The 14794-nt window shown below is 57.2% G+C and carries 15 protein-coding genes; 5 read left to right on the forward strand and 10 right to left on the reverse strand.

Annotated features, from left to right (window positions below; genetic code table 11):
* Positions 1-56: 56 nt before the first annotated feature.
* Together GM79_RS02870 and GM79_RS02875 are read right to left on the reverse strand one after the other, a co-directional pair.
* Positions 57-533: a MarR family winged helix-turn-helix transcriptional regulator gene (locus GM79_RS02870; RefSeq protein WP_035558920.1), complete on the reverse strand. Its 477-nt coding sequence runs from the start codon at positions 531-533 to the stop codon at positions 57-59.
* Between the two features lie 165 nt (positions 534-698).
* The gene (locus GM79_RS02875; protein WP_035558923.1) at positions 699-2477 is read right to left on the reverse strand and encodes an AMP-dependent synthetase/ligase; all 1779 of its coding nucleotides are present in this window, start codon (positions 2475-2477) and stop codon (positions 699-701) included.
* Positions 2478-2672: 195 nt separating this feature from the next.
* On the opposite strand from GM79_RS02875, the gene GM79_RS02880 reads away from it, so the two are divergent.
* The 4 genes from GM79_RS02880 to GM79_RS02895 all read left to right on the forward strand — a co-directional run bounded on the left by GM79_RS02880 (position 2673) and on the right by GM79_RS02895 (position 5724).
* A complete protein-coding gene (locus GM79_RS02880; RefSeq protein ID WP_035558927.1) occupies positions 2673-3830 on the forward strand; it encodes an arginase family protein in 1158 nt (385 codons plus the stop codon).
* A 61-nt stretch (positions 3831-3891) separates the two neighbouring features.
* Positions 3892-4158 (forward strand): cytochrome b5 domain-containing protein, encoded by a 267-nt coding sequence (locus GM79_RS02885; protein ID WP_051718425.1) that lies wholly within the window; start codon positions 3892-3894, stop codon positions 4156-4158.
* Positions 4159-4179: 21 nt separating this feature from the next.
* A complete protein-coding gene (gene murQ, locus GM79_RS02890) occupies positions 4180-5034 on the forward strand; it encodes an N-acetylmuramic acid 6-phosphate etherase (RefSeq protein WP_262489430.1) in 855 nt (284 codons plus the stop codon).
* 105 nt (positions 5035-5139) lie between these two features.
* Positions 5140-5724, forward strand: a complete 585-nt coding sequence (locus GM79_RS02895; RefSeq protein ID WP_035558934.1) for a hypothetical protein — start codon at positions 5140-5142, stop codon at positions 5722-5724.
* A 57-nt stretch (positions 5725-5781) separates the two neighbouring features.
* Here GM79_RS02895 and GM79_RS02900 read toward each other — a convergent pair whose 3' ends face one another.
* The 3 genes from GM79_RS02900 to era all read right to left on the reverse strand — a co-directional run bounded on the left by GM79_RS02900 (position 5782) and on the right by era (position 8599).
* Positions 5782-6033, reverse strand: a complete 252-nt coding sequence (locus GM79_RS02900; protein ID WP_035558937.1) for a hypothetical protein — start codon at positions 6031-6033, stop codon at positions 5782-5784.
* Between the two features lie 170 nt (positions 6034-6203).
* Positions 6204-7532, reverse strand: coding sequence for a ribosome biogenesis GTPase Der (gene der, locus GM79_RS02905; RefSeq protein ID WP_035558940.1), 1329 nt, complete (start codon positions 7530-7532; stop codon positions 6204-6206).
* Between the two features lie 170 nt (positions 7533-7702).
* A complete protein-coding gene (gene era, locus GM79_RS02910; protein ID WP_035558942.1) occupies positions 7703-8599 on the reverse strand; it encodes a GTPase Era in 897 nt (298 codons plus the stop codon).
* A 211-nt stretch (positions 8600-8810) separates the two neighbouring features.
* Between era and hemH the strand changes: the two genes are divergently transcribed.
* Complete coding sequence (hemH, locus tag GM79_RS02915) at positions 8811-9848, forward strand: ferrochelatase (protein WP_035558945.1); 1038 nt, start codon at positions 8811-8813, stop codon at positions 9846-9848.
* An 82-nt stretch (positions 9849-9930) separates the two neighbouring features.
* Here the strand turns inward: hemH and GM79_RS22685 are convergent, their stop codons facing one another.
* The 5 genes from GM79_RS22685 to glmM form a co-directional block, all read right to left on the reverse strand.
* Positions 9931-10377, reverse strand: coding sequence for a PRC-barrel domain-containing protein (locus GM79_RS22685; RefSeq protein ID WP_051718428.1), 447 nt, complete (start codon positions 10375-10377; stop codon positions 9931-9933).
* A 19-nt stretch (positions 10378-10396) separates the two neighbouring features.
* Positions 10397-11023, reverse strand: coding sequence for a hypothetical protein (locus tag GM79_RS02925; RefSeq protein ID WP_035558948.1), 627 nt, complete (start codon positions 11021-11023; stop codon positions 10397-10399).
* 197 nt (positions 11024-11220) lie between these two features.
* Positions 11221-11904: a ferritin-like domain-containing protein gene (locus tag GM79_RS02930; RefSeq protein ID WP_051718430.1), complete on the reverse strand. Its 684-nt coding sequence runs from the start codon at positions 11902-11904 to the stop codon at positions 11221-11223.
* 136 nt (positions 11905-12040) lie between these two features.
* Positions 12041-13204 (reverse strand): cysteine desulfurase family protein, encoded by a 1164-nt coding sequence (locus GM79_RS02935; protein WP_035558951.1) that lies wholly within the window; start codon positions 13202-13204, stop codon positions 12041-12043.
* 157 nt (positions 13205-13361) lie between these two features.
* Positions 13362-14759, reverse strand: coding sequence for a phosphoglucosamine mutase (gene glmM, locus GM79_RS02940; RefSeq protein ID WP_035558954.1), 1398 nt, complete (start codon positions 14757-14759; stop codon positions 13362-13364).
* Positions 14760-14794: the final 35 nt, after the last annotated feature.

Consider the following 14794-nt stretch of genomic DNA (forward strand, 5'->3'; position numbering starts at 1 on the left):
TCGGGAGGGGTGATTTGGTGAGAAAGTGATGTAATAGTATTGGAAACCCGGCCTGTTTAAGCCGATGCTTCCTGCCGTAACGGCTTCAATTCAAATCCTTCAAAAAGGCTTTTGCTTTCAATCATGCTCGTAATCTGCGCCGATACCTTGAAGAAAATATCGAGCTGACTCTGCGGTATTTTATCGCGAATTTTCAGGTTGAAATGGCGCACCGTCTGCCGCGAAACCTCTTTTTTCTCCAGGCCTAGCGGCGTCAGAAAAATACGTACTGAGCGTTTGTCCACTGAATCGGCCTGCTTATAAATCAGCCCTTTTTCCTCCATGCTGCGCAAAATCCGGGTCAGGCTGCGGGTTTCGAGGCCGAGCAACGGCGCGATTTTAGTGGCCGGCGTACCCTTCTCCTGGTCAATATTCAGAAGCACAAACCCGATGCTGGTCGTGATGTCGTTCTGGGCTGCCTGCGTATTGTACATCCGCGAAATGGCGTGCCAGGCTACTTTAATGTTGTAATCGACAGTTTCTTCGGGCTTCATATGCGAGGAGTAAGAGCGGTAAACTTACGAAAAATTTGTTAGGCTTGCATACTAGTTTACAATTTAAAAGGTGGAAAACCCGGATAATCCCCGGATTCTCCACCTTTTAAACGATGCACCAACTTTAGGCTTGCAAGGCGCGGGCAACCACTAGCCGACGTGCAGTTACCGCTTCTCCGTTTGCTGGTAAAAGCCTTCGATAAGTGCCTTGTTGTTTTCGGTAATGACCTTACGCTTCACTTTCATGGTGGGCGTCATTTCGCCGGTTTCCACAGTCCAGAGCTCCGGCAGTAGCACGAAGCGCTTCACCTGTTCCCACTGCGCGAAGCTTTGGTTGTACTTCTTCACCAAGCCATCGTAGTGCTCCACGATTTTCTCGTTCTTGATGAGTTCTTCGTTGGACGCGTCCGCAATACCCTGGCGCTTGCACCAGCCTTTGAGGTCGGCAAAAGATGGAACAATCAGGACGGAGGGAAACTTCTGGTCAGCGCCCACCACCATAGCTTGCTCGATGAGCGGGTCTTCCTTCAATTTTCCTTCAATTACCTGTGGAGCAATGTACTTACCGCCCGAAGTCTTGAACATCTCCTTCTTACGGTCCGTAATTTTCAAAAACTTACCGTTCACCAGCTCGCCAATGTCGCCGGTGTGGAACCAGTTTTCCTCGTCAAATTCCTTGGCCGTGAGCTCGGGCTTGTTGTAGTAGCCCTTCATCACGGAGGCCGATTTGGTCAGAATCTCGCCGTCGGCGGCAATTTTCACCTGCACGCCTTCTACCACCGGGCCCACAGTGCCAATCATGTTATTTTCCTTTTGATAACCGCCCACGGCAATAACGGGCGAGGTTTCGGTGAGGCCGTAGCCCTCCATCACGGGGATGCCGGCCGACCAGAACACGCGGGCCAGCCGTGGCTGCAATGCCCCACCGCCCGATACAATGCAGCGCAGATTGCCACCCAATGCCTCGCGCCACTTATTAAAAATAAGCTTGTTGGCCAGCGCCAACTGCGTATTATAGAAAAAGCCCTGGTCTTTTTGGGTATCGTATTTCAGGCCCAAATCCAGCGCCCAAAAGAAGAGACTTTTCTTCACGCCTTCCAAATCGTGGCCTTTAGCGACGATTTTATCATACACCTTTTCGAGCAGGCGCGGCACAGTGGTGAAAATCTGCGGCTTCACTTCGCGCAGGTTGTCGGCAATCACCTCCATGCTTTCGGCGTAGTAAATACTCACGCCGTTAATCATGTAGAGGTAGGTGACCATGCGCTCGAAAATGTGGCAGAGCGGCAGGAAGCTCAGGGCGCGGTCTTCTTTGGAAACGGGCACGGCCGGCTGCGAGCTGCGGCAATTGCTGAGCAGGTTGTCGTGGGTAAGCATCACCCCTTTCGGGCTGCCAGTGGTGCCGCTGGTGTAAATCAGGGTGAGCAGGTCGTCGGGCTGCACGGCCGCTTTAAGCGGTTCCAGGTCGGCCACTTTGCCTTTTTTGCCCAGTTCCAGCAGCTCGCTGAAGTGGCGGGTGCCGGGCAGGCGGTCGAATGAGAAGATATTAGTGGCAGGAATATCGAGGCCAACGGTAGCCTCTTTCACTTTGTCCAATAGCTTTTCGTCGGACACAAAAATGGCCCGCACGCCGGCATCGGCGAAGATGTACTTGTAATCTTCAACGGTGATGCTGGGGTACATGGGCACGCTCACGGCACCAATCTGGGCGATGCCGAAATCGGCCAGCATCCACTCGGGGCGGTTCATGCTGATGATGGCCACTTTGTCGCCGTGCTTCAGGCCGAGCGATACCAAGCCCAAGCTGACGAGGTTGGCTTGGTCCTGTGCTTGCTGGGTGCTGGTGGGCACCCACTGGCCGTCTATTTTAGCCGCGAATGCGTCCGTCTTGGGTGAATTCGCTAGTTGATGGGCCAGTATTTCGAAGGTGCGGCGAACGTCCATGGGTGGGTTTTATTGGTCAGGCAGGTGAAATTCAGCTTAAATAAAGAGCTTTTTTTTTCTCCGCTCACAACTTCGTTTGATGATGGTACTGAAATCGTGCTCTGACAAAAATCAGTTTGATGTTGTAAACAGCCAAAAAACCAGTGCGTGCGGGGTTTTAGTGCGTAATTTTGGCCCCCTGTTTACCTGCTCCCAATGAATCTGGCCTTGTTTTTTGACCCGTTGCCGGATACGCTGACCGCTGCTACCCCCGCGCCCACCACGCTAGCCGCCTACGCCACCCGCTTCACCGAAACGTTTCCCAACTGGCGCAATGCCGACCTGGCCCTCATCGGCCTCGACGAATGGCGCGGCAGCGCCGCCGGTCCACCCCACCCCAGCCGCCACGGGGCCAACGAAGTGCGCCAGCGCTTTTATCAGCTCCAAAAAGGTACCGGCACCGTGCGCTTCGTTGACCTGGGCAACCTGCGGCCCGGCCTCACCCTGGAAGACACGTACCAGCGCCTGCGCGAAATCATCGGCGCACTGCTGGAAGAAAACACAGTACCCGTGCTGCTCGGCGGCAGCCACGACCTCGATTACGGCCAGTTTCTGGCCTACGAAACCCAGGACCGCGCCATCAGCTTCGCGGTAGTGGATGCCCGACCCGACATGGCTGAGCCCGGCCCCGGCACGCCTGCCGAAGAAAGCCACTTGCGCCGCTTGCTGGTACACGAGCCCAATTTCGTATTCAGCCTGGCGCACTTGGGCCACCAGCAGTACCTCACGCCGCCCGAAGTACTGGTAGCGCTCGAAAAGCTGCATTTTGAGACCATGAGTGTGGGCGAAATGCGCACCGACCGCCGGTTGGCCGAGCCCCTCATTCGCCAGGCCGAGTTTATGAGTGTGGACATCGCAGCCCTGCGCTGGCAGGACGCCCCCGGCTATTACCCGGCCAACCCCTTCGGCCTAAGCAACGAGGACGCTACGCAACTGTGCTGGTACGCCGGCCACAACGAGCAGCTAAGTTCCCTGGGCCTCTACGGCTACCGCGCCGACCTGGACCCCCACGGCATGGCCGCCGCTACCGTGGCCACCATGCTGTGGTATTTCGTGGAGGGCTTTTACCACCGCCGTCCCGAAACTGGCTTCGGTACCTTCCGCTTCCTCACCTACACCGTGGTGCTGCCCGGCAACCCCGACAAGCTGGTGTTCTACAAATCGCGCCGCGCCGATAAATGGTGGATGGAAGTAGAGCGCCTGGGCGACAATGCCGTGAAGCGCGTGGTACCCTGCACGTACGAAGACTACCTGAATGCCTCGCAAGGCGACCTGCCGCAGCGCTGGATTCGCTTGCAGGCACTGCTGGGGTAGGTTTTTGGTTGTCAGCTGCTCGTTGTCAGTTGTTAGTCTTTATTACGAATTCAGAACAAATATGAGCCTGACAACCGACAACGAGCAGCTGACGACGAAAACGTACACCCGCAACCAATTGGCCCTGCGCAACGGCCAGGACCGCGACGAGATATGGGTGGCGTATCAGGGCCAGATTTACGATGTGAGCCGCTCGCGGCTGTGGCGGCGCGGCAACCACTACGAACACTGGGCCGGCCAGGACCTGACCGCTGAGCTGGACCGGGACGCGCCACACACGGCCCATGTTTTTGATAATTTTCCGGTGGTTGGGCTGCTCGTGCGGTAAGCTTTAGCTTGACGTTGCATCATCCACCAACTCCTTTACGGCCCTTCACGGCAAGCTAAAGCTTACCTCACTACTATGACCACCGAAGCTCCTTCTGAATTCAACGACTTGGAAACCCTGCCCACCGCCGCCTTGCTGGCGGGTATGAACAAAGTGGACCAAACCGTGGCGCAGACCGTGGCCCAGGCTCTGCCCCAGATTGCGCGGCTGGTGGAAGCGACCGTGGCCCGCCTGGATGCGGGCGGCCGGCTGTTTTACATCGGGGCCGGTACCAGCGGGCGGCTGGGCGTAGTGGATGCCTCGGAGTGCCCACCCACGTTTGGCGTTCCGGCCGAACTGGTGGTTGGCCTGATGGCAGGCGGCGACGGCGCTATTCGGGTGGCCGTGGAAGGTGCGGAAGACGACGCCGAACAAGCCTGGAAGGATTTGCAAGCGCATGGCATCAGCGCTAAGGACGTGCTGGTGGGCATTGCCGCTTCGGGCCGCACGCCCTACGTTATTGGCGGGCTGCAGCAGGCTCGGGCGGCCGGCGTGGCTACCGGCTGCGTGGTGTGCAACGCGGGCTCGGCCGTGGCGGCGGCGGCCGAGTTTCCGGTAGAAGTGGTGACAGGGCCGGAATTCATTACCGGCAGCACCCGCCTTAAAGCGGGCTCGGCCCAAAAAATGGTGCTCAATATGCTCACTACGGCCACCTTTATTCGCCTGGGCTACGTGCGGGGCAACAAGATGGTCGACATGAAACTATCCAACGTGAAGCTGGTGGACCGTGGCGAACGCATGCTGATGGACGAGCTGGGCATTGCGCAAGCCGAAGCCGCGGTGCTATTGAAGCAGCACGGCAGCGTGCGGGCGGCCCTGGAAGCGGCCAAGCCGTAGCACCTTGTTCGGCCTGGGCCTCACGGGCTTACTTTTTTTGGCGAACGATTCAGACTTTTAGGCGTTTCTAGGGGGGCACCAGCCAAAGCGGGTGCTACACTTCTTATGCACACCATTGAGCCTCATTACAACTGGATAGATCAGTACTCCGCGGCGGAAGACTCCCGGTCGCCGCTGTTCGAAGCCGAGAACAGCCTGGAATCCTACACCAATACCATTTACGGCTACTACATCCACCCGCAGTGGGATAGTTTGGGTTCGGATACGCTGTTCCTGAAACTCCTCTTCGTGGATTATGACGACGGCATTGCCGTGCTCGAATTTATTGGCGAGTGGAACGACGCCATCGAAAACGATATCATGGAGCTCAAGCGCAACATCATCGATGTGCTGGTGCACGAGGGCATCCGTAAGTTTATTCTGGTGGGCGAGAACGTGTTCAACTTCCACGGCTCCGACGACGATTATTACGAAGAGTGGTACGAGGATGTGGAAGACGGCTGGATTGCGGGCGTCAATTTCCAGGAGCACGTACAGCGCGAAATGAAGCAATACAACGTGGATAACTACGTCAACTTCGGCGGGCAGCTCGACGACCTGCCGTGGCGCACATACGAGCCGCGCCGCCTGTTTGAGGTAGTGGACAATCTGTTGAACCGCCGGCTGGGCATGCCGGAAACTGAACTTTAAACGCACAAAAAAAGCCTCTCCGTTACCGGAGAGGCTTTTTTGTAGCTGTGGGTTAAACTATTGCTTAACTTCTTCAGCAGGAGTCTCGGTAGCAGGAGCCATTTTGTCGGCAGTGTTCTCCATAGCGTCAGCCTTAGCATCAGCCGAGTCACGCACCATGTCAGCCTGGTTCTCCATAGCATCAGCTTTGGCTTCGCCAGCAGCTTCTACGTTGTCAGCAGCAGCTTCCATGTTCTCCTCTTTCTTGCTTTCGCAAGCGGTGAAAGCGAAGGAAACAGCAGCTAGGGCGAGGAACAGAGTCTTTTTCATCTTGTGTTTTTATTAAAAAAATGGGGTTGAGATTCAGACGACCTCGAAAACTTTACACCAGGCAACGCTTTCGATTCGGGGCTTTATACCCAAGCGGCCAAGAGGTAACCCGGCCTGAATGAAATTTTTGTAAAAAGTTTACAAAAACCGCTTCAAGGGCCAGTAACGCACTATTTTTTACGGAACAGGATGCCAATCGGCACGCCCGTGAAGTCGAAATGCTCGCGCATCCGGTTTTCGAGGTAGCGCACGTAGTTGGTCTGCACGTACTGCGGCAGGTTGGCGAAGAAGGCGAACACGGGGTTGTGCGTGGGCAGCTGCGTCACGTACTTGATGCGAATCATCTTGCCTTTGAGCGCGGGCGGGCCGTACTTCTCAATCTCCTTCAGCATCACATCGTTGAGCTGCGAAGTCGGGATTTTGCGGCGCTTGTTGCCGTACACTTCAATGGCCGTTTCGATGGCTTTGTGCACGCGCTGCTTGTTCAGCACCGAAACGAACACCACGGGGATGTAGGCAATGGGCGCAATCTTTTCGAGGATTTTGGCCTCGAAGTCCTTCGCGGTATTGGTTTCCTTGTTCTCCACCAGGTCCCACTTGTTCACCAGAATCACAATGCCCTTACGGTTTTTATCGGCCAGGGTAATGATGTTCACGTCCTGGGCTTCGATGCCGCGGCTGGCGTCGAGCATCACGATGCAGACATCACACTCTTCCAGCGCGCGCAGGCTGCGCATGTTGGCGTAGAATTCCACGTCCTCGCTCACTTTCGCCTTACGACGCAAACCAGCCGTATCAACCAGGATAAACTCCTTGCCAAAGGCATTGTAGCGGGCCGAAATTGAGTCGCGGGTGGTGCCGGCAATTTCGGTTACGATGCTGCGGTCTTCGCCCAGCAAGAGGTTCACGAGGCTGGATTTGCCCACGTTGGGGCGGCCCACCACGGCAATGCGCGGAATATCCGACTCCGGCTCTTCAATACCGGGGTCATCGAAAGTGCTCACCACGGCATCCAGCAGCTCGCCGGTGCCGTGCCCGTTGGCGCTGCTGATGGCGTAGATTTCGCCATCGCCGAGGCCCAGCGAGTAGAATTCGCCCACACCGTTGGCGCGCAGGTTGGTATCGGCCTTGTTGGCCACCATATAAATGGGCTTTTTGCCGATGTAGCGGCGCAGCACATGCGCAAACTCCTCATCGAGGCCGTGCACGCCGGCTTCGGCATCCACCATAAACAGGATAACATCGGACTCCTCAATCGCCAGCTTTACCTGCTTGTTGATTTCGCCTTCGAAAATATCTTCCGAATTGTGCACGTAACCACCCGTGTCAATCACGGTGAAGTTCTTGCCAATCCAGTCGCCGTAGCCGTAGTGGCGGTCGCGGGTGACGCCGCTCTCGTTGTCCATAATGGCCTTGCGCTGGCCCACGAGGCGGTTGAATAGCGTGGATTTGCCCACGTTGGGCCGCCCTACAATGGCGACCGTGTTTTGCTTTGACATGATATGCAGGCTCCAGCCGCCGACCCGACCTAGATTCGGCAGTGCCCGGAGTTATTTAATTATAGATGGTCGGATGTTTTTTGGGGTAATAGGGTAGGAGGGTGTGGGGGTAGGGGATAGAAGGGTTGAAGACAACTCTTACCCTCCTGCCCCCATACCCTCCTACCCTATTACTGGTATCCGAACCGGCTCAGTGCTTTCGCATCCGTGCGCCAGTTCTCGTTCACTTTCACATACATCTCCAGGAAGACTTTCTTTTGGAAGAACTTCTCCATTTCCTCGCGAGCCCAGGTGCCTACTTTCTTCAGCGCCACGCCGCCCGCACCGATAACGATGCCCTTCTGGGAATTGCGCTCGACGTAGATGATACCGCGGATGCGGATGATTTCTTCTTCCTCTTTAAACTCTTCGATGACAACTTCGCAGCTGTAGGGAATTTCCTTTTTGTAGAGCTTGAAGATTTTTTCGCGCACCATTTCGGCGGCGAAGAAGCGTTCGGGCTTGTCGGTTAGCTCGTCCTTTGGGTAGTAGGGCGGATGGACGGGCAGGCGTTCCATCACGAGCTGCAACACGCCATCGGTACCGAACTGCTTGAGGGCCGAGATGGGCAGCACTTCAGCGGCGTTGGGCAGCTGCTCTTTCCAGTAGGCCAGTTTGGATTCGACTTCCTCCTGGTTGGCCTGGTCGATTTTATTGACCAGCAGGATGATGGGCGTGTCCGTCATTTTGCGCAGGCGCTCCACTACGGGTTCCTCGTCGTGCTTCTCGTAAATATCGGTCACGAAAAGCACCACGTCGGCATCTTCCAAGGAAGAATACACGAAGCTCATCATGGCGTTGTGCAGCTCGTATTTGGGCTGGATGATGCCGGGCGTATCGGAATAAATCAGCTGGAAATCTTCGCCGTTGAGAATGCCGAGAATGCGGTGGCGCGTGGTCTGGGCCTTGCTCGTGACGATGCTGAGCCGCTCGCCCACCAGCGCGTTCATGAGCGTGGACTTGCCCACGTTGGGCTTGCCAATGATGCTCACGAAGCCGGCGCGGTGGGGTTTAGTTTCGGGGTTCACGAGGGATGGGTTTGATAATCAGGGCCGCAAAGGTACGGCTTTCTGAGTTGTTAGCCATTAGCTGCAAGCTATTAGCTTATTTTGCAGTCAGATTGTAGTCAAAAAGCGCTCGAATTGGTTAATCGTGCAGCTCTCTCCCAAACACATTCCAAGCCATTAGCACTTTACACAAAAGCAATGGCCAACTGCTAATAGCTAACAACTCAAAAAAATGCCTGCCTCCCCTGCCCGCCGCATTGGCGTTTTGCTCGTCAACCTCGGCACGCCCGACTCGCCCGAAACGCCCGACGTGCGCCGCTACCTCAACGAATTCCTCACCGATGGCCGCGTGGTAGACATGCCGGCGGCCATTCGCTACCCACTTTTCCGCGGGCTGGTGGTGCCGTTGCGGGCGCCCAAATCGGCCAAGATTTACAAGGAGCTGTGGACGGAGCGGGGCTCACCGCTGCTTTATCATGGCCTCGATTTGCAGGCCAAGCTGAAAGAGGTGCTGGGCAAAGATTATGTGGTGGCCTTCGGGATGCGCTACCAGAAGCCCAGTGTGGAAAAGGCACTGGATGAACTGCGCGACGCGGCCGTAGACCGCATTATCGTGCTGCCGCTGTTCCCGCAGTACGCATCGGCCAGCACGGGCTCAGTGCAGGAGAAAGTGATGGATATCGTGAAGGACTGGTGGATAGTACCCAGTATCAGCTTCATCAGCAGCTTCGCCGACGACCCCGGCTTCATTGCCTGCCTGGTAGCGCGGGGCAAGGAGGAAATGGATAAGCACGAGTACGACCACTTCGTATTCAGCTACCACGGCATTCCGGAGCGGCACGTGCTCAAGGGCAGCCACCAGGGCCACTGCAAGCTGGGCACCTGCTGCGCCAGCTACAATAAAAACAACCGCTATTGCTACCGGGCGCAGTGCTACGCCACCTCGCGCCTGCTGGCTCAAGGCCTCGGCCTGCGCGACGACCAATACACCGTCACCTTCCAGAGCCGCCTGCAAAGCCGCCTCCGCGACCCCTGGCTCCAACCCTACACCGACGAGGTTATCAAGGAATATCCCGCCAAAGGCATTCACAACGTGCTGGCCTTTTCGCCCGCATTCGTGGCCGACTGCCTGGAAACGACCATCGAAGTGGGCGACGAGTTCAAGGAGCTGTTTGAGGAAGCCGGCGGCAAGCACTGGCAGCTGGTGCCTTCGCTAAACTCGGAGCCCATGTGGGTAGACGCCGTAGCCGAAATGGTGCGGCAAAACTGAGTTTTTGGCATAGGCAGTTCTGGCTCGTGCGTGTTAGACGCTACGGCAACCACGCACAAGCCAGAACTGCCTATGCCACGCGCTACAAGGGCCGGCGATTGTAGAAGCTGCTGGCATCAAAAGAGTCCTGCTCGTAAAAAAGGGCCGGTTGACCGGGCTCCCGGCCCAGCGCTCGAAGCATGGCTTCTTCGTATTCGCGGGTTACCTGCAACTCAATATAAGGCGGGTAGCTCAGCACGGTTTCAGCGTTGAGGGCCGTCACGAATACATTGTCGTCTTCCGCATCGAGGGAGGCGACGCCAATAGGGAGCAAAATGTGGTTCTCGTGTGGGCCGCGCTGGAAACGGGCGTCCAGCTCCACATCCAGGTAACGCACTTTCAGGGCTACCGGGTCCACAATCAGCTCGTGTACCTGGCCGAGCGCATGGCCATCGCCACCGCGTACGACCCAGCCCCGCACATCGGGATTGTCATCGGCCACTTCAAAATCGGTGAGGTCGCGCAGGCGGCGCAGCACGGGTATTTCCATGGGTGTTGGTTCTGAATGATTACTGCGCCGGCTCGCTTATCACACGCACTACGGCGGCGGCCTGGGTCAAAAACTGTTTGGTTTGCAATTGGTCCTCGGTAGTTGCGCTACGGCCCGACAGCTGGCCGGCCAAGCTCACGAGCTCGGCAGCGGCGCCTTCCAGTTCGGGATATGCTTGTTGCTGAATGCCCCGAATAAGATTAGCAGCAGCCACAAAGCCGGGTCGTACGCTGCTGTTGGGCTCGTCGAGGCGGCTCGTGGCGCTGGTCAGGTTGTCGCGCTGCTCCCGAATGGCGGGGTCACGCAGGTCGGTGCGGTCCGTTATTGCTACCAGTATTCCCGTCAGCTTTTGCAAGCCATTCACGGCGTAATTGGGCGCGGCCGGGTCGGTTTCGGCTTGGGCAGCCAGCGCGGCGGCCGTCAGGTTTTCGGTTTCTTCCTCCTCACTGGCAATGGGTGGCAGGGCCGCCGTATCGGGGGGCAGCACATTGGTAGGCGTGGCTTCCAAACCGGTTGGCACGGGCTCGCTGGCAGGGTCGAGGCGCAGGAAAAAATAGGCAGCCACGGCTACGGCAAAGGCCGCCAGCAGCACCAGAATCCACGGACTGGGGGCGTTTTTTTTGCGTTGAATATTGATGTCAGCCATGCAGAATTAAGTTATAGCCCGTCTTACGAAACCCGGCGAAAAGTAGTCATTTTGCGCCGATGCCAACAGCCGGATTTTCCAACAGCGACGAGCTGGCGAATGCGGGCCTACGCCGGATGCTTATGCAAAACCCCGCCGGACACGGCTGCGAAAGTGGCCATGCCCGGCGGGGCTTTGCGTAAGACTCGTATTGCTCCCTACTCCTTCGCTTGCAGGTCCTGAAGCTTGTAGTACGTTTTCTGTGATTGGGCATATTGCCGCTCCACTACCTGGCGCATCACACCGGTCAGGGTATTATCGTGCAGCGCTTCTTCGTACGCCTTGAGGGCCCACTCCTCGCCGTAGATATTGGAGCCGAGAATGGCTTTTTCGTCGTGGTTGGTGAGGGCCGCTTTGGCGTCCATCCAGGCCCGGTAAAGCTTGCCTTTGATGGTGGTACTGGTTTGCGGACTGCCGCCTTCCTGGCTCAGGTATACATTCAGCTGGTTGGCAAACTGCTGGCTTTGGGTTACCAGGTCGAGGTAATAGTTGCGCAGCTCCGAGTCCTGGCTCTCCTCTACGGCGTGGCGGTAGCCTTCAATCCGGTCATTCACGAAGTAAAGCAGCTCCTTGAGCGTGGCCGACTCACTGGTGCGGCTGCCTTGTTTGTGCCGCGCCAGCAGCGTGGCGCCCACCAGCAACGCGGCACCGCCCGCCAGTTTTTGAGTCGTGCTGAGTTTATTGAAGCCCGACGCGGTACGGCGGCCGGCATTTTTGAGCGAAGCCGGTACCTGGCCCAGCAGCTGGCTCATGCTTCCCTCTCGCAGCCACTGGCGGGCCTGGGCGAAGAATGAAGCGGCTGTTTTCGAATTGTCGGTTGCGGAAGCTTGTGGCTGGTTCATGGGCAGTAAGAATAAGGAAGGCATTAGTAAAACCTATCCATTCTTACGCAGACCAGTGCGCCGCGTTGGAGGAAACTGCCTCAGGCCGGAGAGCGTCTCGGCAGGCAAGCGCCGTTGAAACTTGCTTTTCCTGCAACTATACCGCTACCGGACGGTACAGTTTGGCCAGCTGTGCCACCGCGTAATCAACTTCGGCGGCAGTGTTCATCTTGCTCATCGAGAAGCGCACGGTAGCCCGGCCGGGGTCGCAGCCCAACGCTTCCAGAACGTGGGAGCCGGCCTGCGCGCCGCTGGTGCAGGCTGAGCCGCCCGAAGCCGCCACCCGGCTGATGTCGAGGTTGAACAACAGCATTTCGTTGATGGCCGACGATGGCAAACTCACGCTCAGCACCGTGTAGAGGCTTTTATCGGCCACCACCGAGCAGCCGTTGAACTGCACGTCTTCGATTTCGGCCCGGAGCTGGGCAACGAACCGGTCTTTCAGTCCTTGCACGTGCGTTTGGTGCGCCGCCAAATCCCGCACGGCAATTTCCAGGGCTTTGGCCAGGCCCACAATGCCGTACACATTTTCGGTACCCGAACGCACATTACGCTCCTGCGAGCCGCCGTGAATGAGCGGGCTCACCCGCAGGCCGCTACGGGTGTAGAGAAAGCCCACGCCCTTGGGACCGTGAAACTTATGGGCCGACCCCACCAGAAAATGGTTTTTCAGGCGCTGCACGTCGTGCCGGTAGTGGCCCATTGTCTGCACCGTATCGGTATGGAAAACGGCCTCATGCCGGGCACATATTTCCCCAATGGCTTCAATGTCATTCAAATTCCCGATTTCGTTATTGGCGTGCATCAAACTCACGAACGTGCGCGACTGGCCCGCCAATAATTCCTCAAGATGCGCCAGGTCAAAACTACCCTGGGCGTCGTGCTTTAGATATTGCAGCTCAATTTCGCCGGCTTTGGCCAGCACTTGCAAGGGGTGCAGCACGGCGTGGTGCTCCAGCCGCGAGGTGATGGCGTGCTTGAGTTCCAGCGTGCGGATGCTGCCGAACGCGGCGTAGTTATTGGCCTCCGTGCCACCGCTGGTGAAAGAAATCTCGGCCGGCGCGGCATTGAGCAGGTGCGCCACGGTTTTGCGGGCATTCTCAATGGCGGCGCGGACCTGCCGGCCCGGCCCGTGCAGGCTGCTGGGGTTGCCGTAGTGCTGGCTCAGGAAGGGCAACATGGCTTCCAGCACCTCGGGGTCGAGCGGTGTGGTAGCAGCATTGTCAAAATAGACAAAGGCAGGGGCAGCAGGGTTTGTCATGTTGTGGGGTAAGAACAGATAACTGCCGGACGTGGGTGCGCCCGGCAGTTATCTGGTGTGGCTGATGCAAACGTCCGCCATTGAGCCGAAACCAACCCGCACCCATTGTGCTAGGGCTGCTAACAGCGCATGCGCCCCGGTGCGGAGCACGGAAGCGCTAGGATTTCACTGCAATAATTTCTTTGATGTCGCCGATAATTTTTTGGGCCAGATAATCCGCCTTGGAGTTGGAATCGGATTCGGCGTAGATGCGGATAATGGGCTCGGTGTTGGATTTGCGCAGGTGCACCCACTCCTTATCAAACTCGATTTTAACGCCATCAATCGTATTCACCGGCTGCTTGGCGTAGCGCTGTTCCATCTTGACCAGCACGTCATCAGTGTCGATTTCCGCCGTAAGCTCGATTTTGTTTTTGGAGATAAAATAGCTCGGGTACGAGTTGCGCAGCCGGCTCATGTTGAGGCCCGACTTGGCCAGATGCGTCAGAAACAGTGCGATACCAACCAGGGCGTCGCGGCCATAGTGTAGCTCGGGATAGATAATACCGCCGTTGCCTTCACCACCAATTACGGCGTTGGTTTCCTTCATTTTGGTCACCACGTTCACCTCACCCACAGCGGCTGCGGCGTACTGGCCGCCGGCTTTCTCGGTCACGTCGCGCAGGGCGCGGGTGCTGCTCAGGTTGCTCACGGTGTTGCCGCCGCCCAGGGTTTTGAGCACGTAGTCGGCCACGGCCACCAGCGTGTACTCTTCGCCAAACATCTCCCCGTTTTCGCTCACCAAAGCCAAACGGTCCACATCGGGGTCCACTACGATGCCCACGTCAAAGCCACCTTTTTCCAACACTTTGGCAATGTCGCGCAGGTGCTCGGGCAGGGGCTCCGGGTTGTGGGCAAAGTCGCCGGTGGGCTCGCAATGCAGCTTTTCAATGGTGGTCACGCCCAGCGCTTCCAACAGCTGCGGCACGGCAAAGCCGCCCGACGAATTCACGGCATCCACCACTACCCGAAAATTACGGGCTCGGATGGCTTCCACGTCCACCAACGGCAGGGCCAGAATGGCTTTGATGTGCTTTTTGAGGAAGGTGTTATCGGTGGTGTATTGGCCAAGTTTGGTTACGGCTGCGAAATCAAAATCCTCGCTTTCGGCCAAAGCCAGCACCTGCTGCCCGTCGGTTTCCGAGATAAACTCGCCGTGGGCATTCAGCAGCTTCAGGGCATTCCACTGCTTGGGATTATGCGAGGCAGTGAGGATGATGCCGCCGGCCGCTTTTTTGGCGGGCACAGCCATTTCCACCGTGGGCGTGGTGCTCAGCCCCAGGTCGCACACGTCCAGGCCCAAGCCTTGCAGGGTAGCGGCTACGAGACGGCTCACCATTTCGCCCGAAATCCGGGCATCCCGACCAATAATAATAAGCTTGCTTTCAGTAGCTTGAGTCTTCACCCACGTACCATAAGCGGCAGCATACTTCACCACGTCGAGCGGCGTCAGGCCTTGGCCAACGGGCCCGCCAATGGTACCGCGAATGCCGGAAATTGATTTTATAAGAGTCACAGAGTAGAATTTTTGAAAGGACAAATTTAGGCACT

Origin of the sequence: Hymenobacter sp. IS2118 (genome assembly GCF_000715495.1) — a bacterium.
Classification (GTDB): Bacteria; Bacteroidota; Bacteroidia; order Cytophagales; family Hymenobacteraceae; genus Hymenobacter.